Annotated in this window: 23 protein-coding genes and 3 tRNA genes; 10 read left to right on the top strand and 16 right to left on the bottom strand. The window is 73.1% G+C overall.

Annotated elements, in window-relative coordinates:
• The first annotated feature begins 103 nt into the window (after positions 1–103).
• On the top strand, positions 104–388 hold the full coding sequence (locus tag FHD63_RS13320; RefSeq protein WP_139722445.1) for a hypothetical protein: 285 nt from the start codon (positions 104–106) through the stop codon (positions 386–388).
• Between the two features lie 70 nt (positions 389–458).
• Here FHD63_RS13320 and FHD63_RS13325 read toward each other — a convergent pair.
• Positions 459–550: transfer RNA gene (locus FHD63_RS13325), tRNA-Ser, on the bottom strand.
• Positions 551–667: 117 nt separating this feature from the next.
• Here FHD63_RS13325 and FHD63_RS13330 point away from each other — a divergent pair.
• The gene (locus FHD63_RS13330; protein ID WP_158296781.1) at positions 668–2251 is read left to right on the top strand and encodes an LCP family protein; all 1584 of its coding nucleotides are present in this window, start codon (positions 668–670) and stop codon (positions 2249–2251) included.
• Between the two features lie 132 nt (positions 2252–2383).
• Here FHD63_RS13330 and FHD63_RS13335 read toward each other — a convergent pair whose 3' ends face one another.
• A complete protein-coding gene (locus FHD63_RS13335; protein ID WP_066640880.1) occupies positions 2384–2587 on the bottom strand; it encodes a cold-shock protein in 204 nt (67 codons plus the stop codon).
• Between the two features lie 211 nt (positions 2588–2798).
• Between FHD63_RS13335 and FHD63_RS13340 the strand changes: the two genes are divergently transcribed.
• Together FHD63_RS13340 and FHD63_RS13345 are read left to right on the top strand one after the other, a co-directional pair.
• A tRNA-Ser gene (locus tag FHD63_RS13340) sits at positions 2799–2881 on the top strand.
• A gap of 96 nt (positions 2882–2977) precedes the next feature.
• Complete coding sequence (locus FHD63_RS13345; RefSeq protein ID WP_139722447.1) at positions 2978–3325, top strand: YtxH domain-containing protein; 348 nt, start codon at positions 2978–2980, stop codon at positions 3323–3325.
• A gap of 95 nt (positions 3326–3420) precedes the next feature.
• On the opposite strand, the gene epsC is transcribed toward FHD63_RS13345, so the two are convergent.
• Together epsC and cysK are read right to left on the bottom strand one after the other, a co-directional pair.
• Positions 3421–4044, bottom strand: a complete 624-nt coding sequence (epsC, locus tag FHD63_RS13350) for a serine O-acetyltransferase EpsC (RefSeq protein ID WP_139722448.1) — start codon at positions 4042–4044, stop codon at positions 3421–3423.
• A 2-nt stretch (positions 4045–4046) separates the two neighbouring features.
• Positions 4047–4982: a cysteine synthase A gene (gene cysK / locus FHD63_RS13355; protein WP_139722449.1), complete on the bottom strand. Its 936-nt coding sequence runs from the start codon at positions 4980–4982 to the stop codon at positions 4047–4049.
• A gap of 142 nt (positions 4983–5124) precedes the next feature.
• Between cysK and FHD63_RS13360 the strand changes: the two genes are divergently transcribed.
• Positions 5125–7482 carry a (Fe-S)-binding protein gene (locus FHD63_RS13360; RefSeq protein WP_238705671.1) on the top strand — a complete coding sequence of 786 codons (2358 nt, stop codon included), beginning with the start codon at positions 5125–5127 and terminating at the stop codon, positions 7480–7482.
• A 64-nt stretch (positions 7483–7546) separates the two neighbouring features.
• Here FHD63_RS13360 and dcd read toward each other — a convergent pair whose 3' ends face one another.
• On the bottom strand, positions 7547–8128 hold the full coding sequence (dcd, locus tag FHD63_RS13365; protein ID WP_139722450.1) for a dCTP deaminase: 582 nt from the start codon (positions 8126–8128) through the stop codon (positions 7547–7549).
• Between the two features lie 81 nt (positions 8129–8209).
• Here dcd and FHD63_RS13370 point away from each other — a divergent pair.
• Positions 8210–8283, top strand: a tRNA-Gly gene (locus tag FHD63_RS13370).
• A 10-nt stretch (positions 8284–8293) separates the two neighbouring features.
• Here FHD63_RS13370 and cutA read toward each other — a convergent pair.
• Both cutA and FHD63_RS13380 read right to left on the bottom strand, forming a co-directional pair.
• Entirely contained in the window at positions 8294–8656 is a 363-nt protein-coding gene (gene cutA, locus FHD63_RS13375) for a divalent-cation tolerance protein CutA (RefSeq protein ID WP_139722451.1), read from the bottom strand.
• A 24-nt stretch (positions 8657–8680) separates the two neighbouring features.
• Entirely contained in the window at positions 8681–10003 is a 1323-nt protein-coding gene (locus FHD63_RS13380; protein WP_139722452.1) for an aminotransferase class III-fold pyridoxal phosphate-dependent enzyme, read from the bottom strand.
• Between the two features lie 64 nt (positions 10004–10067).
• On the opposite strand from FHD63_RS13380, the gene FHD63_RS13385 reads away from it, so the two are divergent.
• Positions 10068–11699: an AMP-binding protein gene (locus FHD63_RS13385; RefSeq protein ID WP_139722453.1), complete on the top strand. Its 1632-nt coding sequence runs from the start codon at positions 10068–10070 to the stop codon at positions 11697–11699.
• Between the two features lie 98 nt (positions 11700–11797).
• The gene (locus FHD63_RS13390; protein ID WP_139722454.1) at positions 11798–12568 is read left to right on the top strand and encodes an SDR family NAD(P)-dependent oxidoreductase; all 771 of its coding nucleotides are present in this window, start codon (positions 11798–11800) and stop codon (positions 12566–12568) included.
• A gap of 80 nt (positions 12569–12648) precedes the next feature.
• Here FHD63_RS13390 and purU read toward each other — a convergent pair whose 3' ends face one another.
• From purU to FHD63_RS13435, 9 genes are all read right to left on the bottom strand, one after another.
• On the bottom strand, positions 12649–13533 hold the full coding sequence (gene purU / locus FHD63_RS13395; RefSeq protein WP_139722455.1) for a formyltetrahydrofolate deformylase: 885 nt from the start codon (positions 13531–13533) through the stop codon (positions 12649–12651).
• 207 nt (positions 13534–13740) lie between these two features.
• Positions 13741–14832 carry a P1 family peptidase gene (locus FHD63_RS13400; RefSeq protein ID WP_139722456.1) on the bottom strand — a complete coding sequence of 364 codons (1092 nt, stop codon included), beginning with the start codon at positions 14830–14832 and terminating at the stop codon, positions 13741–13743.
• A 12-nt stretch (positions 14833–14844) separates the two neighbouring features.
• Entirely contained in the window at positions 14845–16248 is a 1404-nt protein-coding gene (gene pntB, locus FHD63_RS13405; protein ID WP_139722457.1) for a Re/Si-specific NAD(P)(+) transhydrogenase subunit beta, read from the bottom strand.
• Positions 16245–17798 carry a Re/Si-specific NAD(P)(+) transhydrogenase subunit alpha gene (locus FHD63_RS13410; RefSeq protein ID WP_139722458.1) on the bottom strand — a complete coding sequence of 518 codons (1554 nt, stop codon included), beginning with the start codon at positions 17796–17798 and terminating at the stop codon, positions 16245–16247. The genes pntB and FHD63_RS13410 overlap by 4 nt, the downstream gene beginning before the upstream one ends.
• 106 nt (positions 17799–17904) lie before the next feature.
• Positions 17905–18750: an ABC transporter ATP-binding protein gene (locus tag FHD63_RS13415; protein ID WP_139722459.1), complete on the bottom strand. Its 846-nt coding sequence runs from the start codon at positions 18748–18750 to the stop codon at positions 17905–17907.
• Position 18751: 1 nt separating this feature from the next.
• On the bottom strand, positions 18752–19804 hold the full coding sequence (locus FHD63_RS13420) for an oligopeptide/dipeptide ABC transporter ATP-binding protein (protein WP_202978384.1): 1053 nt from the start codon (positions 19802–19804) through the stop codon (positions 18752–18754).
• The gene (locus FHD63_RS13425; protein WP_139722460.1) at positions 19801–20688 is read right to left on the bottom strand and encodes an ABC transporter permease; all 888 of its coding nucleotides are present in this window, start codon (positions 20686–20688) and stop codon (positions 19801–19803) included. Before FHD63_RS13425 ends, FHD63_RS13420 begins: the two co-directional genes overlap by 4 nt.
• A complete protein-coding gene (locus tag FHD63_RS13430) occupies positions 20685–21635 on the bottom strand; it encodes an ABC transporter permease (protein ID WP_139722461.1) in 951 nt (316 codons plus the stop codon). Before FHD63_RS13430 ends, FHD63_RS13425 begins: the two co-directional genes overlap by 4 nt.
• 126 nt (positions 21636–21761) lie before the next feature.
• The gene (locus tag FHD63_RS13435; protein ID WP_139722462.1) at positions 21762–23354 is read right to left on the bottom strand and encodes an ABC transporter substrate-binding protein; all 1593 of its coding nucleotides are present in this window, start codon (positions 23352–23354) and stop codon (positions 21762–21764) included.
• Positions 23355–23415: 61 nt separating this feature from the next.
• Between FHD63_RS13435 and FHD63_RS13440 the strand changes: the two genes are divergently transcribed.
• Both FHD63_RS13440 and FHD63_RS13445 read left to right on the top strand, forming a co-directional pair.
• Positions 23416–24465 (top strand): glycerate kinase family protein, encoded by a 1050-nt coding sequence (locus tag FHD63_RS13440; RefSeq protein WP_139722463.1) that lies wholly within the window; start codon positions 23416–23418, stop codon positions 24463–24465.
• Between the two features lie 108 nt (positions 24466–24573).
• Positions 24574–26475, top strand: a complete 1902-nt coding sequence (locus FHD63_RS13445) for an acyl-CoA dehydrogenase (protein ID WP_139723150.1) — start codon at positions 24574–24576, stop codon at positions 26473–26475.
• The last annotated feature ends 92 nt before the right edge of the window (positions 26476–26567 follow it).

Raw genomic sequence — 26567 nt, forward strand, 5'->3', positions numbered from 1 at the left:
GTAGTGACCGCGCGGCCCGTGCGCCGCCGACGGCAGCGGTGGAGCGGGAGGGCCCCGGGTGGGAGGCTGAGGTCGGACGACGACTTCAGGAGGTCACCCACCCATGAGCATCACCCCGGGCTCCGAGCCCCGCCCCGACGGCAGCCGGCCCCAGCTGGCCGACGAGCCGCTGCCGCCCGGTGAGCACGACATCCAGGAGACGGTCGACGCGCTGGACCGGCAGGAGCGCGACGCCGGCTCCGACGAGGCGGCCGAGGCCCAGGAGTCCAAGGAGACCGAGGAGGACCCGGCTCCCGAGGACGCCGAGGACACCGACGACGCGGACGGCTCCACGCAGGAGGGCACCGACCCCGACGACCCGGAGCAGGACGCGCCCGACGTCTCCTGACCGGGCCGCGTGAACGGCAGAACCCCCGGGCCGGACGGCTCGGGGGTTCTCGTCGCGCGCGGCGACCGGGCGGAGGTGGAGGGATTTGAACCCTCGATCGGGCTATAAACCCGAAACCCGCTTAGCAGGCGGGCGCCATAGACCAGACTAGGCGACACCTCCACGGCGTGGATCAGGTTACCTGGCATGCTGGGCGCGACCAAACCCCTGCTTCCCAGCCCGCCACCAGAGTCCAGGAGCAGAGTATGGTTCGTCCTCGACCCGAAAGGCACCTCCGGCATGACTGACTCCCGCGGCTCGTCCGACCCGGCGTCCGACGCACCCGTGTCGCGGTCGAGCAGCGAGCAGGAGCGGGGGGAGGGGGTCGGCCGCGCGGCCGGGCTGACCACGCTCAGCGCGGTCCTCCCGGGGGCCGGGCTCCTGGCCACGCCCCGGCGTCGCCTGGGTCTGGTCATCCTGGGCCCGGCCGTGCTCGCCCTGGTCGCCGTCGTCGCCTACGCCCTCACCAACGGGCTGACGACCACGGCCCTGCAGACGGCCGCCGACACCGGGCGGCTGCGCGCCATCGCGGTGGTGCTCGTGCTGGGCACGCTCGTCTGGGTCGCGGCGATCGCGCTCACCGCCCTCGTCGCGGCGCCGCGGCACCCCTCGCGGGGCCAGCGGGCCGCCCTCATCGCCGTCACGGGCGCCCTGTGCCTCGCGGTGACCGCGCCGGCCGCCCTCGGGGTCCGCTACATCTCCGCCCACGTCGACGCCGTGGACAAGGTCTTCGAGGCCGGCGGGGGGACCGTCGGCGGGGGCACCAGCGGGGCGACCCCGACCTCGGTGGTCGGGTCCGACCCCGACGACCCGTGGAAGGACCTGCCTCGGGTCAACGTCCTCCTGCTGGGGTCGGACGCCGCCGAGGCGCGGGAGGGCACCCGCACCGACACCATGATCGTCGCCAGCATCGACACCCGGACCGGCGACAGCGTGCTCTTCTCGATCCCCCGCAACCTCCAGAACGTCCCCCTCCCCCGCGACAACCCGCTGCACGAGGTCTACGGACCGGTCTACGACTGCGGTGACCAGTGCCTGATGAACAGCATCTGGACCGAGGCGGAGCTCACCGCGCAGGAGCACCCGGAGTGGTACGCCGACGACCCGACCCCGGGACAGACCGCGACGCGCGAGGTGCTCTCCGGGATCCTCGGCATACCCATCCACCACACCGTCATCGTCAACATGGAGGGCTTCGCCGACCTCGTCGACGCGATGGGTGGCGTGCTCGTCAACGTGCAGGAGCGCATCCCGATCGGGGGCTACACCTACACCGACGCCAACGGCACCCTGCAGCTCGACCCCACCTCGGACTACGAGTGGCTGGAGCCCGGGCCGCAGCGGCTGGACGGGCCGCAGGCCCTCGCCTACTCCCGCTCCCGGGTGACGACCGACGACTTCTCCCGCATGCGACGCCAGCGATGCATGGTGGCGGCGGTCGTAGACCAGGTCAACCCCATGACGATGCTGCAGCGCTACCCCCAGATCATCGGTGCGGTGGGCGACAACGTGCTCACCGACCTGCCGCAGGAGGACCTCGACGAGTGGGCCGCCCTCGTGCTGCAGGTCCAGGACGGCACGATGCGCAGCCTGCCGTTCACCGGGGCCAACATCGACACCGTCGACCCCAACTACTCCCAGATCCGCGCCCGCGTCTACGAGGCGCTCAACCCCGCGCCCGAGCTGCCGGCCGAGGAGCCGACCGAGGACCCCGCGGCGACCGACGACGCCGCTCAGACCACCGCACCGCCCGAGCCGGACCCGGCCGGCACCACGGAGGAGCCCACCGACGACCTCGAGGACGTCGGCGCCGTCTGCGACTGACCCCACCGGGGTCCGCGTGGGTGGCTCCCGCCCCTCACCCGGCGCCGGTCGTGCGGACCCCCGGGACGGCGAAGGCCCCCGCCACCTCGAGGGTGACGGGGGCCTTCGCGGAAGGTTGTGGAACGGCCTACCTCAGAGCGGGCGAACTGCGTCCGCCTGCGGCCCCTTGGGGCTCTGCGTGACGTCGAACTCGACCCGCTGGGCCTCCTCGAGCGTCCGGTAGCCGTTGGTCTCGATGGCCGAGTAGTGGACGAACACGTCGGGGCCACCGCCATCCTGAGCGATGAAGCCGAAGCCCTTCTCCGCGTTGAACCACTTCACGGTTCCCTGTGCCATTGGCGATCTTCTTTCTGATGTGCTGTGCATGTGCAACCGACCGCAGGGCGCGGACGGTGGTGGTGGTGAACCCCCCAGCTCACTCGCGAGAAGATACAACGCCAACCAAGACACCACGCTATCAGCCGTAGCGCCTGATAGTGGCATCCGTGGACCGTGCGATGATGGGCCGCACGCCAGGCTCGGTCCCGCCCGGGGCCGTCCGAGGCCTGGAGGGTTCGCATAGTGGCCGAGTGCAGGCGCCTTGAAAGCGCCCGAGGGAAACCTCCGTGGGTTCGAATCCCACACCCTCCGCGCACGCGTCCCCCGGCAGCCGTCGCTCCCGGCGGACGTCCTCCCTCGTGCGCGATAGGGTCGGGGCGAACGCAGACCCACGAGAAGGAGTCAACGATGCGCAACAAGCTGTTGCTGCTGGTCGGTGCCGCCGCCGGCTACGTCCTCGGCGCCCGCGCCGGCCGCGAGCGCTACGACCAGATCGCCGACCAGGCCAGCAAGGCCTGGGGCAACCCCAAGGTCCAGGAGACCGTCGAGCAGGTCAAGGCCAAGGCCCCCGAGCTCGGCCAGAAGGTCAGCGAGCAGGCCAAGGTCACCGCCGAGGGCGTGCGGTCCAAGGTCACCGGCCACGAGAGCACCGACCAGGACGGCACCTACGAGAACGCCACCGGCAGCCTGGACGGCGACGGCGAGGCGACCGTGGACGCCACCGGGTTCGGCCCGGGCGGGGAGAAGCTCCCCTGACGCCCACCCCCACGTGACGAAGGCCCACCCCCGCACCGGGGGTGGGCCTTCGTCGTCGTGGGTGGCGACTCGTCACCCGGTATGCCGCAGCACGGCTAGATCCACAGCGCGGGCTCGTCGTAGAGGGCCTCCTGCGGGTCCCGGCCCAGGCCGGGGGTGCGCACCGCGGCCGGGATGCCGGTCGCGACCGCCATCGAGGGGACGTCCTTGGTGACCACCGCGTTGGCGCCCACCTGGGCGCCGTGGCCGACGGTGATGTCACCGAGGATCTTGGCCCCCGCGCCGATGGTGACGCCGTCACCCAGGGTGGGGTGGCGCTTGATGGTGGGGTCGAGGGACCGCCCGCCGAGGGTCACCCCGTGGTAGAGCATGACGTCGTCGCCGATCTGCGCCGTCTCGCCGATGACAACCCCCATGCCGTGGTCGACGAAGAAGCGTCGGCCGATGGTGGCACCGGGGTGGATCTCCACCCCGGTCGCCGCGCGCGCGGCCTGCGACAGCAACCGGGCGGGCAGCCGGACCCCGGAGGTCCACAGCGCGTGGCTCGCCCGGTGCGCCCAGAGCGCGTGCAGGCCCGGGGAGGCCAGCGCCATCTCGAGCCGGCTGGTGGTGGCGGGGTCACGGTCGAGCGCGGCGTCCAGGTCCTCCCGGAGGGCGCTGGTGGCGCGGCGCACGACACTCGCGCCGCGGCGCGGCGCCCGGGTCAGCCAGGCGGGCATCGTCAGTCCCGCAGGTCCTCGAAGAGGACCGTCGAGAGGTAGCGCTCGCCGAAGGACGGGATGACGACGACGATCGTCTTGCCCGCGTTCTCCGGACGCCGGGCCACCTGCAGCGCGCCCCACACGTTGGCCCCGGAGGAGATGCCGGCGAGGACGCCCTCCTCGGTGGCCAGGGAGCGGGCGGTGCGCAGGGAGTCGTCCAGGGCGACGTCGATGACCTCGTCGTAGAGCTCGGTGTCGAGGATCTCCGGGATGAAGTTGGCGCCCAGACCCTGGATCTTGTGCGGACCGGGCTGCCCACCGGTGAGGATGGGGCTGTCCGCGGGCTCGACGACCACGAGGCCGACGTCGGGCTTCTGCTCGCGCAGGTAGCGTCCGGCTCCGGTGATGGTGCCGCCGGTGCCGACACCCGCGACGAAGATGTCGACCTGGCCGTCGGTGTCCTCCCAGATCTCCGGGCCGGTCGTCTCGTAGTGCACCTTGATGTTGGCCGGGTTGGCGAACTGCCGGGCCCGGACCGCCCCGCGCTCCTCGGCGATCTCGTCGGCCTTGCCCACGGCGCCCTTCATCCCCTCGGGACCCGGGGTGAGCACGAGCTCGGCGCCGTAGGCGCGCAGCAGCGCCCGGCGCTCCATGCTCATGGTCTCGGGCATGGCGAGGACGACCTTGTAGCCGCGCGCGGCCCCGACCATGGCGAGCGCGATGCCGGTGTTGCCGGAGGTGCCCTCCACGATGGTTCCGCCCGGCTCGAGCTCTCCGGCCTCGACCGCGGCGTCGATGATGGAGGCGCCGATACGGTCCTTGACCGAGGCGGCGGGGTTCTGGGACTCCATCTTGAGCAGGACCTGGGCGCCGTCGGCGATGCCGTCGGTCAGGCGGTTGAGACGCACCAGCGGGGTGCCGCCGATCGCCTGGGTGATGTCGTCGTGGACGCGCACGGGGGAGCCTTTCGTCGCAGGGTCAGCAGCATGCTGCTCTCAGCATGTTATACATCACGCAACACCCCGTTATTCCAGGTAGGGCGTCCGCCACGCGCTCGCGGGCACTGCGTCCTGTCGGGGTGACGACTACGCTGCCCCCATGTCCTTCGGAGTGCTGCAGGTCCTCGCCATCGTCGTCGCGGGCCTGGTCACCCTGGCCGCGGTCGCCCTCTTCGTCCGCACCCTCGCCGCCTTCGTCGACCGGTTCCGGCTCGGGCAGCCCGAGACCCGCACGGACGCCCCTGGCCTGCGCACCTCGACGCTGCTGCGGGAGGTGCTGGGGCACACCCGGATGGCGCGCAAGCCCTGGGTCGCCGTGGCGCACTGGGTGGTCATGGTCTCCTTCGGCCTGCTCTTCCTCACCCTGGTCACCGCCTACGGCCAGCTGGTCGACCCGCACTTCGTGCTGCCCCTCATCGGGCACTTCTGGCCCTACGAGTGGCTGACCGAGCTCTTCGGCTGGGGCGCCGTGGTCGGCATCGTCGTTCTCGTCGTCGTGCGCCAGCGGGAGCACCCCCGGGCCCACGGCCGACGCTCCCGCTTCTGGGGGTCGACCTTCTGGCAGGCCTACGTCGTGGAGCTCGTCATCCTCGGCGTCGGCGTGTGCATCGTCGCGCTGCGCGCGCTGGAGTACGCCCTGGGCAGGGCCACCGGCGAGGAGTGGGCCAGCGCCCTGCACTTCCCGCTGACGGCCTGGCTCGGCGCGCCTCTGACGGGGGCGTCGGCCGCCACCCTCGAGGGTGGGATCATCGCGGTGGCGCTGCTGAAGATCCTCATCTCCATGGCGTGGATGATCATCATCGCCCGCACCCCGACGATGGGCGTCGCCTGGCACCGCTTCCTCGCCTTCTTCAACATCTGGTTCCGTCGCCACCCGGAGGGCGCGACGTCGCTCGGCGCGGTGCAGCCCATCCGGGTCGCGGGCGAGACGGTGGACTTCGAGAACATCGAGGAGCTCGACGAGGACGCCGCCCTGGGCGTCGGCAAGGTCGAGGACTTCACCTGGAAGGGGCTGCTCGACTTCTCCACCTGCACCGAGTGCGGCCGCTGCCAGGAGCAGTGCCCGGCCTGGCACACCGACAAGCCGCTCTCGCCCAAGATGCTCGTCAAGAACCTGCGCGACCAGCACCACGCCGTCGCCCCGTGGCTGCAGGCGGGCCAGGAGCACCGGGAGGCCGCCGCGAAGGCGCTGGAGTCGGCCGGCGGCCCGGGGGCCGAGGGGTTGCCCGAGCAGCTGCACGGCATCCCCACGACCGCGGTCATCGCGGCTCAGCGCCCGCTGGTCGGCGAGACCGAGGGCGACCCCACCGTGCCCGACGGCGGTGGCGTCATCGACCCGGAGGTCCTCTGGTCCTGCACCACCTGCGGCGCCTGCGTCGAGCAGTGCCCCGTCGACATCGAGCACGTGGACGCGATCGTCGACATGCGGCGCTACCAGAACCTCATCGAGTCGGCCTTCCCCTCCGAGCTGGGCGGCCTGTTCAAGAACCTCGAGAACAAGGGCAACCCGTGGGGCATGAACGCCCGGCTGCGGATGGACTGGGCCAAGGACCTCGACTTCGACATCCCCGTGGTGGGCGAGGACCTCGAGAGCCTCGCCGAGATGGACTACCTCTTCTGGGTCGGCTGCGCCGGCGCGTTCGAGGACCGCGCCAAGAAGACGACGCGCGCGGTGGCCGAGCTGCTGCACACCGCCGGGGTGAGCTTCGCGGTGCTCGGCGACGGCGAGAGCTGCACCGGCGACCCGGCGCGGCGCAGCGGCAACGAGTTCCTCTTCCAGATGCTCGCCCTGCAGAACGTCGAGGTCCTGACCGAGGTGGGCGCGACCAAGATCGTCGTGACCTGCGCGCACTGCTTCAACACGCTGAAGAACGAGTACCCCCAGGTCGGCGGGCAGTTCGAGGTCGTCCACCACACCCAGCTGCTCAACCGGCTGGTGCGCGAGAAGCGGCTCACCCCGGTCTCCCGGCCGGACGCCGCGGACACGGCGGGGGCCGCCTCGACCGCGGAGTCGGTGACCTACCACGACCCGTGCTACCTCGGCCGGCACAACCAGGTCTACGCCCCGCCGCGCGAGCTCATCGGTGCGCTGCCCGGCGTCCAGCTCACCGAGATGCCGCGGCACGGGGAGAAGTCCTTCTGCTGCGGCGCCGGCGGCGCCCGCATGTGGATGGAGGAGAAGCTCGGGACCCGCATCAACCTCAACCGCACCGAGGAGGCGCTGGCCACCGGCGCGGACCGGATCGCGATCGGCTGCCCCTTCTGCCGGGTGATGCTCTCCGACGGCCTCACCCAGAAGCAGGCCGAGGGCGCCCGCGAGGAGGTCGAGGTCGTCGATGTGGCCCAGATGCTGCTCGCCGCCGTCCGGCGCGCCCAGCCCGCCACCCCCGACACCGACACCGACGACACCGCCCCCACCGACGACGCAGCCGGGTCCCCGGCACCGGACGCGCGCTAGGTCCGCACCGGACGCGCGTTCGTGCCGCAGCCGCCCCCTCGGGGAGGTATGCCGTCGCGTCGCCTCAGCGCGCGACGTCGCTGCGGTGGAAGTTGGACCAGGAGCGGCTGGCGGTGGGGCCGCGCTGCCCCTGGTAGTGGCTGCCCTTCTGCGAGCTCCCGTAGGGGTGCTGCGAGGCCGAGCTCAGCCGGAAGAAGCAGAGCTGCCCGATCTTCATCCCCGGGTGCAGGACGATGGGTAGGGTCGCGACGTTGGACAGCTCCAGGGTCACGTGCCCGGTGAACCCCGGGTCGACGAAGCCCGCCGTCGCGTGCGTGAGCAGGCCCAGCCGCCCGAGGGAGGACTTGCCCTCGACGCGCGCCGCGATGTCGTCCGGGAGGCTGACCTCCTCGTACGTCGACCCCAGCACGAACTCCCCCGGGTGCAGCACGAAGCTCTCCCCCGGCTCGACCTCCACCAGGCGGGTGAGGTCGGGCTGCTCCTGGGCCGGGTCGATGACCGGGTACTTGTGGTTGTCGAAGAGCCGGAAGTAGCGGTCGAGGCGGATGTCGACGCTGGAGGGCTGGACCATCGTCGGGTCCCAGGGGTCCAGCCGGACCCGGCCGGCGTCGATCGAGGCGAGGATGTCGCGGTCGGAGAGCAGCACGACGACACCCTAGCCGGGGGGTGACTTTGGTCGGGGACACCCGGGGTGGTTATCATGATTGTCGCCTCGATCCGAGGCCCTGCGGGCGTAGTTCAATGGTAGAACATCAGCTTCCCAAGCTGAATACGCGAGTTCGATTCTCGTCGCCCGCTCCAGCAGGTCGGCTCAGAAGCCTGGCCCCCGGGGCTGCTCCGCCCCGGACCCCCGCAGGTGGTGGGTCACCCACCCGGCATACGACTCCAGCGCGTCGACCACGGGGACGGCCATGATCTCGGGCACCTCGTAGGGGTGCAGCGACGTCACGGTCTCGCAGAGTCGCCCGAAGGCCTCCCGCGAGGTCTTGGCCAGCAGCAGCCACTCCTTGCTCTGGTGCACCTCGCTCTGCCAGCTGTAGATCGAGGTCATCGGCCCCAGCACCTGCACGCAGGCGGCGGCCCTACGGGCCACGAGCTCCTCACCGATGTGTCGGGCGGACTCCATCGAGGGCACGCTCACGCGGACCTCGACGAGGTGAGACGGGTCCATCATGTCCCCTGCTTCCTGCTTGTGCGGTCACGGCGTCACGCCCGCCAGCACGTCGGCGAGGATCGCCACGCCACGGGAGGCGTCCTCGTCGGTGATCACGCACGGCGGCACCAGGTGCACGCGGTTGGCCACGATCAGCGGCCACATCCCCCGCTCCACGCAACCAGCCTGCACCGCCTTCATGATCTCACCGGAGGCCGGTTCGCGCGAGGCCTGGTCGGCGACGAGCTCGACGACCCAGAACACCCCGAGCCCCCGCACATCGCCCACCAGCGGGTTCGTGCCGAGCAGCGCCGTCGCGGCCGGGCCCAGGCTGCGCTCCCCCACCTGCGCGGCGTGCTCGACGATCCCCTCCTCACGCATGATGGTGATCGCGGCGACGGCCGACGCGGTGGCGAGGGCGTGGCCGGAGTAGGTCAGGCCGCCCGGGAAGGGCCGCTCGTCGAAGGTCGCCGCGACCCGGTCGTCGATGACGACGCCGCCGAGCGGGACATACCCCGAGTTCACCCCCTTGGCGAAGGTGATGAGGTCGGGCCGCACCCCGAAGTGGTCCAGGGCGAACCACGCCCCGGTCCGTCCGAAGCCGGCCATGACCTCGTCGAGGATGAGCAGGATGCCGAACTCGTCGCACAGCGCCCGCACCCCGGGCAGGTAGCCGGGCGGCGGCACGAGGATGCCGTTGGACCCGACGACGGTCTCCAGGATGATCGCGGCCACCTGGCCCGGCCCCTCCGCTTCGAGGGTGTGCCGCAGGTGCAGCAGGGCGCGCTCGCTCTCCTCCTCCTGGGTGGTGGCGTGGAACTCGCTGCGGAACAGGTGCGGGCCCCAGAAGTGGACCACCCCCGGGATGCCCGGCTCGCCGCCCCACCGCCGGGCCTCGCCGGTCAGGGTGATCGCCCCGGCCGTGCCCCCGTGGTAGCTGCGGTAGGACGCCAGGACCTTGTGCCGCCCGGTGTGCGCCCGGGCCATGCGCAGGGCGTTCTCGTTGGCCTCGGCCCCGCCGTTGGTGAAGAAGACCTTGCTCATGCCCTCCGGCGCCAGCCCCGAGATGAGGGCCGCGGCCTCGGCCCGGCTCTCCTCCGCGAACGCCGGGGCGACCGTGGTCAGCCGCCCGGCCGCCTCGGCGACGGCGGCCGACAGGCGCGGGTGCTGGTAGCCGATGTTGACATTCACCAGCTGGGAGGAGAAGTCGAGGAACCGACGGCCCTGGTGGTCCCAGAAGTAGGCGCCCTCGCCGCCGGCCAGCGGCACCGGGTCGATCGCCCGCTGGGCCGACCAGGAGGTCATGACGTGCGTGCGGGAGAGCTCCCGGATCCGGGCGTCGCGGGCGGGGTCGGCAGTGGTCGTCATGGGAGCGACTCTAGGACAGCCGCACCCCTGGTGCCCGCAGCGCGCGGACGGCAGGATGGGGGGCATGGCACAGGCGCTGGCCCATACCACCGGGGTCGCCGAACCCCCGCTGCTCGAGCAGACCATCGGGGACAACCTCGACGAGACCGCCCACCGGCACCCCGACCGGGAGGCGCTGGTCGAGGTCTCCACCGGCCGCCGCTGGACGTATGCCGAGCTCGTCGGCGACGTCAACCTGGTCGCCCGGGCGCTCGTCGCCTCCGGGGTGCGCACCGGTGACCGGGTCGGCATCTGGGCACCGAACTGCGCCGAGTGGACCCTGGTGCAGCTGGCGACCGCCAAGGTCGGAGCCATCCTCGTCACCATCAACCCGGCCTACGGCACCCGCGAGCTGGCCTACGTGCTGCGGCAGTCGGGGGCGAGCACGGTCGTCGTCGCCCAGGAGTTCCGGGGCAGTGCCTACCCGGAGATGGTCGAGCGCGTGCGCGGTGAGTGCCCCGACCTGGCCCAGGTGCTCGTCATCGGGGGCGAGGGGTGGGACGACGTCCTCTCCGGGGCGCACCAGGTCAGCCCCGGACGCCTCGCGGAGCTGCAGGCGACGCTCACCCCGGACCAGCCCATCAACATCCAGTACACCTCCGGCACCACCGGCTTCCCCAAGGGCGCGACGCTCTCCCACCGCAACATCCTCAACAACGGGTTCTTCGTCGGGGAGGGGTGCCGCTACACCGAGCGCGACGTCATCTGCATACCCGTGCCGTTCTACCACTGCTTCGGGATGGTCATGGGCACGCTGGCGGCGACCACGCACGGCGCCTGCATGGTCATCCCGGGCCCCGGGTTCGACCCCGCCGCGACCCTGCGGGCGGTGCGGGACGAGCAGTGCACCTCCCTCTACGGCGTGCCGACGATGTTCATCGCCATGCTGGAGCTGCTCGACACCGACGACGAGCTCACCACCGAGGACCTGGCCTCGGTCCGCACCGGGATCATGGCAGGGTCACCCTGCCCGGCATCGGTCATGCGCTCGCTCATCCAGGCCGGCGTCGAGGAGATGACGATCTGCTACGGCATGACCGAGACCTCGCCGGTCTCCACGCAGACCGCCCCGGACGACCCCTTCGACAGGAAGGTCGGCACGGTCGGACGGGTGGGGCCGCATCTGGAGATCCAGATCGTCGACCCCACGACGCGCGAGGTCCTGCCGCGCGGGGTCGCCGGGGAGTTCTGCACCCGGGGCTACTCGGTCATGCTCGGCTACTGGGAGGACCCGGAACGCACCGCCGAGGTCCTGCGGGACGGGTGGATGGCGACCGGCGACCTCGGGGTGATGGACGACGAGGGGTATGTCGAGATCACCGGCCGCATCAAGGACCTCGTCATCCGGGGCGGGGAGAACATCTCGCCCCGGGAGGTGGAGGAGGTGCTCTACACCCACCCCGACGTGCTCGACGCGCAGGTCGTGGGGGTGCCGGACGAGCGCTACGGCGAGGAGCTCATGGCCTGGGTGCGGCTCCGGGAGGGCGCCGAGCCGCTCACCCGGGAGGCCGTGGAGGAGTTCTGCTCCGGGTCGCTCGCCCGCTACAAGATCCCGCGGCACGTCCAGGTCGTCGAGGACTTCCCCATGACCGTCACGGGCAAGGTGCGCAAGGTCGAGCTGCGCGAGCGCGGCGCGGAGCTGCTGCGCGGCCGCTGAGCCGGCCCGACCGGGCGCCGCCGGCCCGACCGGGCGCCACACCTGGCTCTCCCCCGGGCCGGCCGTGCGCCGCACCTCGGTGCTGGCAGGATCAGCACATGAGCCTGGACTACGCACAGATGTTCCGTCTCGACGGCCGGCACGCCGTGGTCGTCGGGTGCGGGGGGATCGGCGCCGAGATCGTCGCCGGCCTCGCGGCCCAGGGCGCGCGGGTGAGCTGCCTCGACCGGGACCCGGGGGTCGCCCGAGCGGCGCTGGAGCGCGCGCCGGGAGGGGCGGGACACCCCGTCGACGTGCTGGACACCGACGCGCTCGCGGAGTGCGCGGCGCGGCTCGGCGACGTCGACGTGCTGGTGCTCACCGCCGCGATGAACGTCCGCAAGCGGCTGCTGGACTACACCGCCGAGGAGTTCGACCGCGTCGTGGACCTCAACCTGCGGGGCACCTTCCAGGCGGTGCGCGCCTTCGCCCCGGGGATGGTCGAGCGAGGGGCCGGGTCCGTCGTCGCGCTGACCTCGATCCGTGCCGTGACCGTCGAGCCCGGGCAGGGGGTGTACGCCGCGACCAAGGCCGGCGTGATGCAGCTGGTGCGCACGTGGGCGGCCGAGCTCGGGCCGGCCGGGGTGCGCATCAACGCGGTCGCGCCGGGGGTCGTGGCGACCCCGCTGACGCAGCAGATCCGCGACGACGCGGACTGGGACAGGGCGTATGCCGAGAAGTCGGCGCTGGGTCGCTGGGCGCGCCCGGAGGAGATGGTCGGGGCGGTCGCCTGGCTGGCCTCGGACGCGGCGAGCTTCGTCACCGGCACCCAGGTGATGGTCGACGGCGGGTGGACGGCGATCGACGGGCGGTTCACGCCGCCCGGGTGAGCCGCGGCGAGCCACCGGGCGACGCCGGGGGCCGTCCTGGTCCGGGCGGCCGCGCGGGGGCCGGGCCGGCCGGGCCGGGGTCAGGAGAAGACGATGGTGCGGCCGGAGCGCAGCACGACACGGTGCTCGGCGTGCCAGCCAATGGCCCGCGAGAAGGCGGTCGCCTCGACCTCCTGGCCCTGCTGCGCGAGCTGGGCCGGGGTCAGCCGGTGGTCCACCCGACGGAAGTCCTGCTCGATGATCGGGCCCTCGTCCAGGTCGGCCGTGACGTAGTGCGCGGTGGCGCCGATGACCTTGACGCCACGGTCGTGCGCCTGGGTGTAGGGCTTGGCTCCCTTGAAGCTCGGCAGCAGCGAGTGGTGGATGTTGATGATGCGGCCCGAGTAGTCCGCGCACATCGCGGGTGAGAGCACCTGCATGTAGCGCGCCAGGGCGATGGTGTCGATGTCGTGGCTCTCGACGATCTCGCGGAGGCCGGCCTCGGCGTCGGCCTTGGTGTCGGGCGTGACCGGCAGGTGGTGGAACGGGATGTCGTGCCACTCCGCGAGCGCCCGGAAGTCCTCGTGGTTGGACACGATGGCCGGGATGGTCACGGGCAGCTGTCCGGTGCGGGTGCGGAAGAGCAGGTCGTTGAGGCAGTGCCCCATCTTGCTCACCATGACGAGCAGGCGGTGGGGCTCGGCCCGGTCGTGCACCTGCCACTGCCCGTCGAGCCCGTCCGCCACGTCGGCCAGCCCCGCACGCAGCTCCTCGATCGCGACGGGGGACCCCTCGCGGGTCGCCTCCATCCGCAGGTGGAACTCCCCCGTGCTCGGGTCGGCGAACTGCTGGCTCTCGGTGATCGTCAGGTCGTGCTCGAGCATCGCCCCGGACACCGCGTGCACCACGCCCCGGCGGTCGGGGCAGGACAGGGTGAGGACGACGTCGCGGCCGCTCTCGGCCGGCGCAGAGGTATGCAGTGCCACGCCGGGCGAGTCTACGTGGTGACGGCGCCCTCCGGTGCGGCCGGACCACGCGTCCGGTGGGGCCGGACCACGCGTCTGGTGGGGCCGGACCACGCGTCCGGTGCGATCGGACGACGCGTCCGGTGCGATCGGACCGCGCGTCTGGTGCGATCGCGGTCAGGGGCGGGTCAGGGGCGGGTCAGGGGCGGGTCGAGGTCGCGGTACGGGTCAGGGGCGGGCGGCGGAGGGGAAGGCGTCCAGGTAGCTGCGCCACGTGCCGGCCGGGGTGGTGATGGTCCGCGCCGCGAGCAGGGCCCGGACCATGGCCCGGGTGACGACCTCACCCGAGGTGTGCAGCATGGCGTGGAAGCCGGCCTGGTCCGGGGCGGCACGTCCGCAGGTCGCGAGGCCGAACAGGCTGTCGCCGTCGAACATCGTGTGGATCGGGTTGACCGCACGGGCCATGCCGTCGTGCCCGCTGGTGGCGAGCCGGGCGCACTGCGCCGGGTCGAGCGCGGCGTCGGTCGCGACCACGCCGATGGTGGTGGCCAGCGACCGCGGCACCGCGCTGGTGGCACCGGCCTCCTCGGCGGCCGCGCGCGCCGCCGCGAGCTCCTCGGGCCCGGGCCGCTGCGGCCACCGACCGTCGGGCCAGTCGCCCAGGTCGGCGAGGTCCTCGGCCATCAGGTGCCGGGCCCCCCAGAGCTCGCCGGTGGCGACGTCGACCGCGGAGCCCACCGCGTTGACGACGACCAGGGCGGCGACCGTCGTGCCGTCGGCCAGCACCCCGCTCGCCGTGCCTACCCCGCCACGCAGCCCGCCCACCTGGGTGCCGGCACCGGCACCGACGCTCCCCTGCGCCACCGCCTCGGCCGCGCCCGGACCACCGTCCGCCGCCGCCAGCGCGGCGACCCCGAACCCGGCGTCGGGGAAGGCGCCGAAGTCCCCGCCCCGACCCAGGTCGAAGCACACCGCTGCCGGCACGATCGGCACGACGTCGCCCGGTCCGCCCATGGGGAAGCCTCGCCCCTGGGCGTACAGCTCGCGCATGACGCCGTCGGCGGCGGCCAGCCCGAACGCCGAGCCTCCCGACAGCACGAGGGCGTGCACCCGCTCCACCAGGTTGCGCGGGTCGAGCAGGTCGGTCTCCCGGGTGCCGGGTGCCCCGCCGCGGACGTCCGCCCCGGCGACCGCACCCTCGGCCGGGCACCGGACCACGGTGGTGCCGGTGAGCCACCCCTCGCCGACCCGCTCGTGGTGGCCGACCGCGAGACCGGCCACGTCGTGCAGGGAGTTCGTCGGGCCGGCGGTGCGCTGCATGCGCCTACCCTGTCACGGGCTCAGCGCGGCCAGGATCTCCTCGACCTTGGCCTTGGCGTCGCCGAAGATCATCTGGGTGTTGTCGCGGAAGAACAACGGGTTCTGGACGCCGGCGTAGCCGGTGGCCATCGAGCGCTTGAACACCACGACGTCCCGGGCCTCCCACACCTGCAGCACGGGCATCCCGGCGATCGGGCTGCCCGGCTGCTCGATGGCGGCCGGGTTGACGGTGTCGTTGGCGCCGATGACGAGCACGACGTCGGTCGAGGCGAGGTCGCCGTTGATCTCGTCCATGCCGAGCACGACGTCGTAGGGCACCCGCGCCTCGGCCAGCAGGACGTTCATGTGACCGGGCAGCCGCCCCGCCACGGGGTGGATGCCGAAGCGCACGTCCGCGCCGAGCTCGCCCAGGCGCTCGACCAGGCGGGCGACCGGGTGCTGGGCGTGCGCGACCGCCATCCCGTAGCCCGGGGTGATGACGACCGAGCGAGCCTGGCGCAGCATCTCCGCCACCCCCTCGGCCCCGACCTCGCGGTGGGTGCCCACCTCGTCGTCGCCCCCGCTGCCGGCGACCGGGTCGGCGCCGAACCCCCCGGCGATGACCGAGACGAAGGAGCGGTTCATGGCCTTGCACATGATCCAGGAGAGGATCGCGCCGGAGCTGCCGACGAGCGCGCCGGTGATGATGAGCAGGTCGTTGCCCAGCATGAAGCCGGCCGCCGCGGCGGCCCACCCGCTGTAGGAGTTGAGCATCGACACGACCACCGGCATGTCGCCCCCGCCGATGGAGGCGACGAGGTGGGCGCCCAGGGCGAGGGCGAGCAGGGTGAGGAGGAGCAGCGGCAGCAGGCTCGGCGCGACGACGAACCACACGGACACCGCGAGGCTGGCGAGCACGACGACGAGGTTGAGCAGGTGGCGCCGGGGCAGCACCAGCGGCGCGCTCCTCATCCGTGCGGACAGCTTGGCCCACGCGACGACCGACCCGGTGAAGGTCACCGCCCCGATGAGGACCCCGGCGGCGATCTCGATCCGCTGGCTGACGCCGGCCGCGCCGGGGGAGCTCTCGCCGAGGAAGGTGTTGATGCCGACGATCACGGCCGCGACCCCGACGAAGCTGTGCAGGATCGCGACCAGCTCGGGCATCCCGGTCATCGCCACGACCCGGGCCCGCCAGATGCCGACGGCCGCCCCCACCGACATGGCCACGGCGATGAGCAGCAGCGTCGTCAGCGCGCCCCGCTCGGCGGTGCTCACCGCCAGCACGACGGTGGCGAGGAGTGCCAGGGCCATCCCGGTGATGCCGAGCAGGTTGCCCCGGCGGGCGGACTCGTGCCGGGAGAGCCCGGCGAGGGCCCCGAGGAAGAGCAGCGCGGCGACGAGGTAGGCGGCGTCGACCGCCGAGGTCAGCGTCACGACTCCGCCCTCCGGAACATCCCGAGCATGCGGTGGGTCACCGTGAACCCGCCGAAGATGTTGATCGAGGCGACCGTGATGCCGACCAGCGCGAGCGCGGTGACCCAGGTGCTGCTGCTGCCGACCTGCAGGATCGCCCCGACGCAGATGATGCCGCTGATGGCGTTGGTGACGGACATGAGCGGCGTGTGCAGCGCGTGGGTCACGTGCGAGATGACGTAGTAGCCCGCGATGACGGCGAGCGCGAAGACGGTCAGGTGCATCCGCAGCTCGTCCGGCGCGAACGCGGCACCCACGGCCGCGAGCACCGCCAGGCTCAGCACGACCGCCCGACGTCGCCGCGGGTCCCGCACCAGGTCTTCCGGGGTATGCCGTGCGGCCGGCTCCCCCGCCCCCTCGCCCTGCTCGGGGGCCGGGGGCGGGGCGGCGCTCACCGGGACCGGTGGCGGTGGCCAGAGCACCTGCCCCTCGTGGGCGACGGTGACGGCGCGGACCACCTGGTCCTCGAGGTCGAGCCCGAGGTGGCCCTCGTCGTCCAGCAGCGCAACGAGGTTGACCATGTTGGTGCCGTAGAGCTGGCTGGCCTGGGCGGGCATCCGCCCGGCGAGGTCGGTCCAGCCGAGGAGGGTCACGCCGCCGTCGGTGACGACCCGCTCGTCGGCCACCGTGCCCTCGACGTTGCCGCCGGTGGCGGCGGCCAGGTCGACGACGACCGAGCCGGGCCGCATGGCGCCGACCGTGCCGGCGTCGATGAGCCGCGGGGCCGGCCGTCCGGGGATGAGGGCCGTCGTGATGACGATGTCGGCGGTCATCGCCTCCTGGGCGTAGAGCTCCTGGGTGGCACGCTCGGCGTCCCCGGTGAGCTCACCGGCATACCCGTCGGAGCGGCCGCCGCCGACGTCGACCTCGAGGGTGACGAAGGTGGCCCCCATCGACTCGACCTGCTCGGCCACCTCGGGGCGGACGTCGAAGGCGCGGACCTGCGCCCCCAGCGACTGGGCCGCGCCGATCGCGGCCAGGCCGGCGACCCCGGCGCCGACGACGAAGACCGTCGCCGGTGGCGTCGTGCCCGCCGCGGTGACCTGGCCGGCGAGCATCCCGCCGTAGTCGTGGGCGGCCTCGATGACCGCGCGGTAGCCCGCGAGGTTGGCCATGGAGCTCAGCACGTCCAGGCTCTGCGCCCGCGAGATGCGGGGCACGGCGTCCATCGCCAGCCCGGTGACCCCGTGGGCGGCCAGCGCCTCGAGCAGCTCCGGCGAGCGGGCGGGGGCCATGAGCGAGGCGACGGCGCCACCGGGGCGCATCGCCTCCAGCTGCCCGGTCGTGGGGGCGTCCACCTGCAGGACGAGGTCGGCCGCGAGCACCTCCGCCCGGTCGGCCGGCCGGGCCCCCGCCTCGGTGTAGGCCACGTCGGGACAGCTCGCCCGCTCCCCCGCGCCGCGCTCGACGAGCACCTCGTGGCCCCGCTTGCGCAGCGCGGTCACGGTGGTGGGCGTGGCGGCGACGATCGCCTGAGCCTCCCGGGGCTCGCGCGGTATGCCGATGAGCACGCCGCCCCCCTCTCTGCGTCGAGTGTGGTCCAGCGCTGCTGACACTAGCCGGGGCCGGCCACACACCTGCCGCGGACCCGCCGCACGGCGTCGACGCCGACCCCCCTCAGGAGGTCGTGCCCACCCCGCGGGCGAGGTCCTCGGCGCTGCGGCCGGCGAGCGCGGCGCGCAGGTCGGGGATCGCGGCGACGAGGGAGCGGGTGTAGTCGTGCCCCGGCTCGGAGAAGACCCGCTCGGTCTCCCCGGTCTCGACGACCTCCCCCTGGCTCATGACCGCGACCCGGTCGCAGACGTGGCGCACCACGGACAGGTCGTGGCTGACGAAGACCAGCGTGAGGTCGAGCCCGTCGACGATCTCGTCGACGAGGTTGAGCACCTGGGCGCGCACCGACACGTCGAGCGCCGAGACCGGCTCGTCCATGACGAGGATGTCCGGGTCGGGGGCGAGCGCCCGGGCGACCGAGATCCGCTGCCGCTGCCCGCCGGAGAACTGGTGGGGGTAGCGGCCCGCCGCCTCCGGGTCCAGCCCGACCCGCTCCAGCAGCTCGCCGACCCGGGCCGCGTGGTCACCGCCGATGCCCTGCGACACGAGGGGCTCGGCGACGATGTCGCGCACCCGCATGCGGGGGTCCAGGCTGCTCATCGGGTCCTGGAAGACCAGCTGCAACCGGCGGCGCAGCCACCCCAGGCGCCGGGCCGGCCGGTCGCCGACGGACCGGCCCTCCACGAGCACCTCCCCGGAGGTCGGCCGGTCCAGCCCGCAGATGAGCCGCAGCAGGGTCGACTTCCCGGACCCGGACTCCCCGACGATCCCGAAGCGCTCGCCCGGTGCGATCGACAGGGACACGTCCCGCACCGCACGGACGACCGGCGGTGCCTCGCGCAGGGACGTGCGCGGGCGCCGGAAGTCACGGCACACCTCCCGCAGCTCGATCGCCGGTGTCCCGCTCACGTCAGCCCACCGCCCTCGTCGCCCGGTCCGGTCGGGTCCCGTCGTCCGCTCCCGCCGGGTGGATGCAGGCGTAGCCCGCGGCCCGCGCGTCCGCCGACCCCTCGTGCCGGGGGGTCCACCCCGGCGGCGTCGCGCACCCGGCGGTCGCGTGCGCGCACCGGCTGCGGAAGACGCAGCCGTCCGGGAAGCGTCCGGCCGCCGGCACCGTCCCCGGGATGGTCGGCAGCGCGGCGCGCTCGCGCCGCCCCTGCTCCCCGGTGAGGTCGGACGCGCCGATGAGGCCCTGGGTGTAGCGGTGGCGCGGGTCCGCGAAGACCTCGCCGACGGGACCGGCCTCGACGACGCGGCCGCCGTACATCACCAGCACCCGCTCGCAGACGGTCGCGACGACGGCCAGGTCGTGCGTGATGAAGAGCATCGCCGCGTCGCGCTCCTGCACGCCGCGCACCACGAGGTCGAGCACGGTCGCCTGCACGGTGACGTCGAGCGCGGTCGTCGGCTCGTCGCAGATGAGCAGCGCCGGGTCGTTGGCCAGCGCGATCGCGAGCACGACCCGTTGCCGTTGGCCGCCGGAGAGCTCGTGCGGGTAGGACCGGGCCAGGTGCGCCGGGTCGGGAAGCCCCACCTGGTCCAGCAGCTCGACCGCGCGCGCCCGGGCGCCGGCCTTGTCCCGCGTGCCGTGGATCCGCATCACCTCGGCGACCTGCGCACCCACCCGCATGGTCGGGTTGAGGGCGGTCATCGGCTCCTGGAAGACCATCGACACCGCGTCGCCGCGCAGCCGCGCCATCTCGCGCTCCCCCACCTCCAGCAGGTTCCGGGTCGCCGGGGTCCGCCCGGAGAGCCGGACGTCGCCCCGCGCGTGCAGCCCCTCGCCGAGCAGCCCCATGACGGCGAGCGCGGTGAGCGACTTGCCCGACCCGGACTCCCCGATGAGCCCGACCCGCTCGCCGCGGGCGATGGCGAAGCTCACGTCGTGCAGCAGCGCGGTGTGCCCCGTCCCCACGTCGAGGCCCTCCACCGCCAGCACGGTGCGGTCGTCAGCCGCGCTCACCGGTCCTCCAGCCGGGGGTCCAGCCAGTCGCGCAGCCCGTCGCCGAAGAGGTTGAAGCCGAGCACCGACAGGGCGATGGCCGCGCCCGGGATGAGCACGAGGTGGGGTGCCGAGCGCAGCGTGGTCTGCGCCTCGTAGAGCATCCGCCCCCAACTGGCCTGGCCGGTGGGCGTCCCCAGGCCGAGGTAGGCGAGCGCCGCCTCGGCGAGGATCGCGATGGCGAAGGAGACCGAGGCCTGCACGATGACGAGACCCGCGACGTTAGGGACGACGTGGCGCACCGCGATCCCGAGCGGCGAGCGGCCCGCGGCCCGCGCGGCGACGACGTACTCCGTCGTCATCACCGACAGCGCCCCGGACCGGGTGATCCGCGCGAAGGCCGGGATGGTGGCGATGCCGATGGCGATCATCGCGACCCGGGTCGAGCCGCCGTAGAGGGCGGCGAACATGATCGCCAGCAGCAGCGCCGGGAAGGCCAGCAGCACGTCGTTGGAGCGCATGACCAGCTGCCCGAGCCAGCCCGGTGACATCGCCGCGAGGATGCCCAGCGGCACGCCGACCAGCGCCGCGACCCCGACGGCGACGAACCCGACGAAGAGGGTCGTGCGCGCGCCGACGAGGATCTGCGTGAGGACGTCGCGCCGCAGGCGGTCGGTGCCGAGCCAGTGCTCGGCGTTGGGGGTCTGGTAGGGCTCGACCGGCAGGACGCGCATGGGTGGGTAGGGGGTCCAGACGTAGGACAGGAGCGCCAGCCCGACGACGACCGCCACGATCGCGCCGCCGACGAGCAGCGAGGGGTTGAGGGCGCGCCCCCGGGAGCCCCCCGCGGGCGCCTGCCCCGAGTCGGTCACCGCGTCCGCCGCCGCACCCTGGACCTCGCTCACCGCGAGCCCGTCCGCAGCCGCGGGTCGATGACGAGGTAGAGCGCGTCGACGAGGAAGGTGATGAGCAGCGTCGCGACGACGAGCACCATGACGACGGTCTGCACGGTGAGGATCTCGCGCTGGGCGACCGAGTCGAGGAGCAACGACCCCAGGCCGGGGATGACGAACACCCGCTCGATGACGACGGCGCCGACGAGCAGGGTCGCCAGCTGCAGCCCGAGGACCGTGACGACGGGGACGGCCGCGTTGCGCAGCCCGTGCCGCCACAGCGCCTGCACCGGGCGCAGCCCCTTGGCCCGGGCCGTGCGCAGGTAGTCCTCGCGCAGCACGTCGAGGACGGCCGAGCGGACATACCTCGCGAGGACGGCCGCCTGCACCCCGGCCAGCGAGATCGCCGGCAGCACGAGCCGCAGCAGGAACCCGACCGGGTCCTGCGCCGGCACCACCCAGCCCCCGCTGGGCACCCAGCGCAGCCGCACCGCGAAGACCGAGATGAGCACGATGCCCGCGAGGAAGGCCGGGATCGCGACGCCGACCTGGGAGGCCGCCGACATGACGACGCCGTCGGCGTGCCGGTGCCGCACGGCCATCCAGATGCCGACGGGGACCGCGACGAGCACCGCGAGGATCATCGAGGTCGTGACGAGGATGAGGGTGACCTGGAGCCGGTCGGCGATCTGCGGGCCGATGGCCGCCTGGGAGATGAACTCGATGCCCGGGTCGAGGGTAAGCATGCCGCGCATCCAGTCGAGGTACTGCACCACCACCGGCCGGTCCAGCCCGAACTGCTCGCGCAGCGCCGCCACCGAGTCGTCCGAGGCGTTGATGCCCAGCGCCACCCGGGCGGGGTCGCCGGGCAGGACGCGCATGAAGGCGAAGACCAGCACCGAGGCCGCGAGCACGCTGAGCACGAAGACCATCGCGCGGTGCAGCAGTCGCAGGACCATGCGAGCACTCTAGGTCGCCTCGGCCGCGACCGGGAGGTCATCCACCGGCCGCGTGGCCGACTGACGGCCGGTTCGTCAGCTGACGGCCCCCTCGAACAGGCTGTCGGCGGACGAACCGGCCGGGAGTCACTCCCGGGCGAGGTCGCCGAGGTCGAAGGACTCCTTGATGGCGTTGGTCGGCAGACCGGTGATGTCCGGGTCGGCGACCATGAGGTTGGGCAGCAGGAAGAGGAAGTCCGCGGCGGCGTCCTCGCTGATGAGCGCGGCCGCCTCCTGGAGCTTCGTGACCTGCTCCTCCTCGGTGCCGGTGTCGGCCTCCTCGAAGAGGGTCTGGATCTCCTCGGTGCCGTAGGTCGTGTAGTAGTCCGGGCTGCCGAAGACGTTGGCCATGTCGCGGGGCTCGACGTGCGCCACGATCGACATGTCGAAGTCCTTGTTGGTGAAGACCGTCTCCAGCCAGGCCGCGGGGAACTCCAGCTCGTCGATGGTCACCTCCAGCCCGACGTCCTCGAGCATGGACTCCACGACCGTGCCGCAGGACACGGCATACGGCAGCGTCGGTATGCGCAGCCGCAGCTCGGTGCCCTCCGCACCGGCCTCGGCGATGAGCTCCTCGGCGCGGGCCGGGTCGAAGGGGAAGTCACCGGTGCGGTCCTCGTACCAGGGGTCGGTCGGCGGGACCATCGAGCCGATGAGCTCGCCGCGGCCGGCCCAGCAGGTGTCCATAAGCGCCTGGTGGTCGATGGCGTGCCGGACCGCCTCGCGCAGGGCGGGGTCGGCGAGCGGGTTGCCCTCCTGCTGGTTCATCGACAGGACGACCTCGCCGTTGGTGGTGCCCTCGACGATCTGGAAGTCGCCCCCCTCGAACTCGGCCAGCGACTCCGGGGCCTGCACGGTCGAGACGACGTCGATGGCGTCGGTGAGCATGGCGTTGTTGAGCGCGTTGGCGTCCTGGAAGTAGCGCATCTCCACCGTGGCGAAGTAGGGCGCGTCGCCGTGGTAGTCGGGGTTGCGCTCCAGGGTGATCTGGGAACCGCGGTCCCAGGCCTCGAAGGTGTAGGGGCCGGTGCCGACGGCCTCCTCGGCCAGGTCGTCCACCCCCTCGGTGTCGAACATCGCCCCGACCCGGGTGGTGAGGGCGTAGAGGAAGGAGTTGGAGGGCCTCGACAGGGTGACCTCGAGGGTGGTGTCGTCCACCGCCTCGGCCGACTCCACGACGTCCAGCTGGGACTTCAGGCTGATCGTCCAGGCGTCGGAGGAGACCCGCTCCAGGGAGAAGGCCGCGTCCTCGGCGGTGAACTCGCTGCCGTCGGAGAAGGTGACCCCCTCCTCCAGGGTGAAGGTGTAGGTCAGCCGGTCCTCGCTGACCTCCCAGTCGGTCGCGAGGGCGGGCACGATGTCACCGGTCTCGACGTCGACGCTGACCAGCGTCTCGTAGACGTTGTCCAGCAGCAGCTGCGGGATCGCCGCCCCGTCGGTCGTGGTGAAGTCCAGGCTCGCGGGCTCGGCGACCAGCCCCACCCGCACGGTCTCGTCGGAGCCGCCGGAGGCCGACCCCCCGGTCTGCCCGGCGTCCTCGCCGCCCCCCTCCTCGGCGCCACCGGCCTCGTCCCCGCCCTCGGCGGAGCCCGTGGTGCTGGACCCGGCGTTGCACCCCGCCAGGAGGGCGGTGGCGGCCACCGCGGCGACCAGGGAGCGGGTTGTCGTCGAGGTCCTCATGCGCCCCATCATCGGGTATGCGTGCCCGGGCGCGCCACCGCGACTCGTCTAGTCTCGTGCCGTGAGCAACGACGCCAGCCCCCGCCGCCCGGTCGTCCTCGTCGCACCGGACAAGTTCCGGGGGTCGCTGTCCGCGCCGGAGGTCGTGCAGGCCGCCCGGGCCGGGGCGCAGGACGCCGGGTGGGACGTCATCGGCCTGCCCATGGCCGACGGCGGCGAGGGCATGCTCGACGCCTTCGGCGGGGCCAACCGCACCTCCACCGTGACCGGCCCGCTCGGGAGGCGGGTCGAGGCGCACTGGCGGCTCGGGGAGGACGACGGTCTCGCGGTCATCGAGTCGGCGGCGGCGAGCGGGCTGGTCCTCGCGGGGGGCAAGGAGGGCAACGACCCGATGGGCGCCACCAGCGCCGGGACCGGCGAGCTCGTGGCGCAGGCCGTGCTCGCCGGCGCCCGACGGGTCGTCGTGGGGCTGGGCGGCTCGGCCATGAGCGACGGCGGCCGGGGGGCCGTCGAGGCGGTCCTCGCGGGGCTGGACGGCGACCGGCCGGTCGACCGGGGCGTCGAGCTGCTCGCGGCGTGCGACGTGCAGACGCCCTTCGTCGAGGCCGCGCAGGTCTTCGGCCCGCAGAAGGGCGCGGACGCCGGGCAGGTCGTCGAGCTCACCGGTCGTCTCTTCGCGCTGCAGGGGCACTACGTCGAGCGCTTCGGCGTCGACGTGTCGCAGACCCCCGGGGCGGGGGCGGCCGGGGGCCTGGGCGGCGGGGTGCTCGTCCTGGGCGGCGCGCTCGTGCCGGGGCTGCAGCTGGTGGCCGACCAGGTGGGCCTGGAGGAGGCCGTGGGCCGGGCGGACGCGATCGTCACCGGCGAGGGGGCGCTGGACGCCGAGTCGTTCAACGGCAAGGTCGTCGGCGGGGTCGTCGACGCAGCCGAGCCCTACGGCATCCCCGTCGTCGTGGTCGCCGGTGTCCTGCGCGAGGACGCCCCCGCCACCCGGCTGTCCGGGCTGCGGGTCGTCGACCTGTCCGCGACCTACGGCGCCGCGGCGTCCTGGAACGACACGGCCGCCTGCGTCGAGCGGGCGGTCTCCGAGCAGCTGCGCGCCCTGGGCTGACCGGGCGCCGGAGGGGCCCGCCACAAGGACGGCCACGGGGTTACCGGCCGGTATAGACTGGCCCCAAGATCCGTGTACCGCTGGTACCGCATACCTCAGGAGGCCACCGTGGGCCACTACCGCAGCAACATCCGTGACATCGAGTTCACCCTCCTCGACGTGCTGGGGCGCCAGGAGGTCCTCGGCCGCGCCCCCTACGCCGAGGTCGACGTCGAGGTGGCCCGCGAGGCGCTGCGCGCGGTCGCCGACCTCGCCGAGGGACCGCTCGCCGCCTCCTTCACCGAGTCCGACCGCACCCCGCCGGTCCTCGACCCGGCCACCGGCGAGGTGAGCATGCCCGAGAGCTTCGTGGCGTCCTACCAGGCCTGGGTGGAGAACGAGTGGTGGCGGCTGGAGATCGAGGAGGGTCTGGGCGGCACGCCCGCGCCCCCGAGCCTGACGTGGGCGATGTCCGAGCTCGTCCTCGGCGCGAACCCGGCGGTGAAGATGTTCGCGGCCGGCTACACCTTCGCCAACGTGCTGCACCGCCTCGGCACCCCCGAGCAGCAGCAGCTCGCCCGGCTCATGGTCGACCACGCGTGGGGCGCGACGATGATGCTCACCGAGCCCGAGGCCGGCTCGGACGTCGGGGCGGGGCGGACGAAGGCGGTCAAGGCGGGCGACGGCAGCTGGCACCTCACCGGCACCAAGCGCTTCATCACCAGCGGCATCGCGCCGTTCTACGACAACGTCCTCCACTTCGTGCTCGCGCGGCCCGAGGGGGCCGGTCCCGGGACCAAGGGGCTGTCGCTCTTCGTCGTGCCCGACCGGCACGTCACCGACCTGGAGACCGGGGAGCTCGGCGAGCGCAACGGCGTCCAGGTCACGGCGATCGAGCACAAGATGGGGCTCAAGGTCTCGACGACCTGCGAGGTCGCGCTGGGCGAGGACGAGTCGCGCCCCGCCGTCGGCTGGCTGCTCGGCGAGGTGCACGACGGGATCGCGCAGATGTTCCGGGTCATCGAGTACGCCCGCATGCTCGTCGGGACCAAGGCGATCGCGACGCTGTCGGCCGGCTACCAGTCGGCGCTGGGGTATGCCCGCGAGCGGGTGCAGGGCGCCGACCTCACCCAGATGGCCGACAAGACCGCGCCGCGGGTGAGGATCACCGCGCACCCGGACGTGCGGCGCTCGCTGCTGCTGCAGAAGTCCTACGCCGAGGGGCTGCGCGCGCTCATGCTGTGGACCGCGACCTTCCAGGACCAGGTGCACGCCCGGCAGGACCTCGCGCAGGACGACGCGCTGGACGGCGCCGACGAGGTGGCGATGGCGGCGCGGGTCAACGACCTGCTGCTGCCGCTGGTCAAGGGCTGCGGGTCCGAGCGGGCCTTCATGCTGCTCGGGACCGAGTCGTTGCAGACCCTCGGCGGGTCCGGCTTCCTGCAGGACTACCCCATCGAGCAGTACCTGCGCGACAGCAAGATCGACAGCCTCTACGAGGGCACCACCGCGATCCAGGGCATGGACTTCTTCTTCCGCAAGATCCTGCGCGACCGCGGGCAGGCGCTGGGGTACGTCGCCGCCCAGGTCCGGCAGACCGCCTCGGCGCAGGCGGACGACGGGCTCGGCGAGGTCCGCGGCGCGGTGCTGCGGGCGCTCGGCGAGGTCGACGCGATGGTGCAGTTCATGACGGAGCGGGCCGCCGAGTCGCGGGAGGAGCCGAGCGCGGTCTACGCCGTCGGTCTGGGGACCACCCGGTTGCTCCTCGCGGCCGGCGACCTGCTCATCGGGTGGCTGCTGCTGCGCCAGGCGGAGGTCGCCCAGCGGCTGCTGGAGACCGGGGAGACCGGGGAGAGCGGGCTGCGCGCAGCGGACGAGGACGCGCGGGCCTACCTGCAGGGCAAGGTCGTCGCCGCGCGGTTCTTCGCGACCGAGGTGCTCCCGCGCCTGGGCGCCGACCGCCGCACGGTCACCTCCGCCGACGCCGACCACGTCGCCGCCGTCATGGGCCTGCCCGACGCCGCCTTCTGACCCGCCCTCCCGCACCGGACGCGTCGTCCGACCACACCGGACGCGTCGCCCGACCACACCGAACGCGTCGCCCGACCACACCGGACGCGTCG

Source organism: Serinicoccus chungangensis (assembly GCF_006337125.1).
Taxonomy (GTDB): Bacteria; Actinomycetota; Actinomycetes; order Actinomycetales; family Dermatophilaceae; genus Ornithinicoccus; species Ornithinicoccus chungangensis.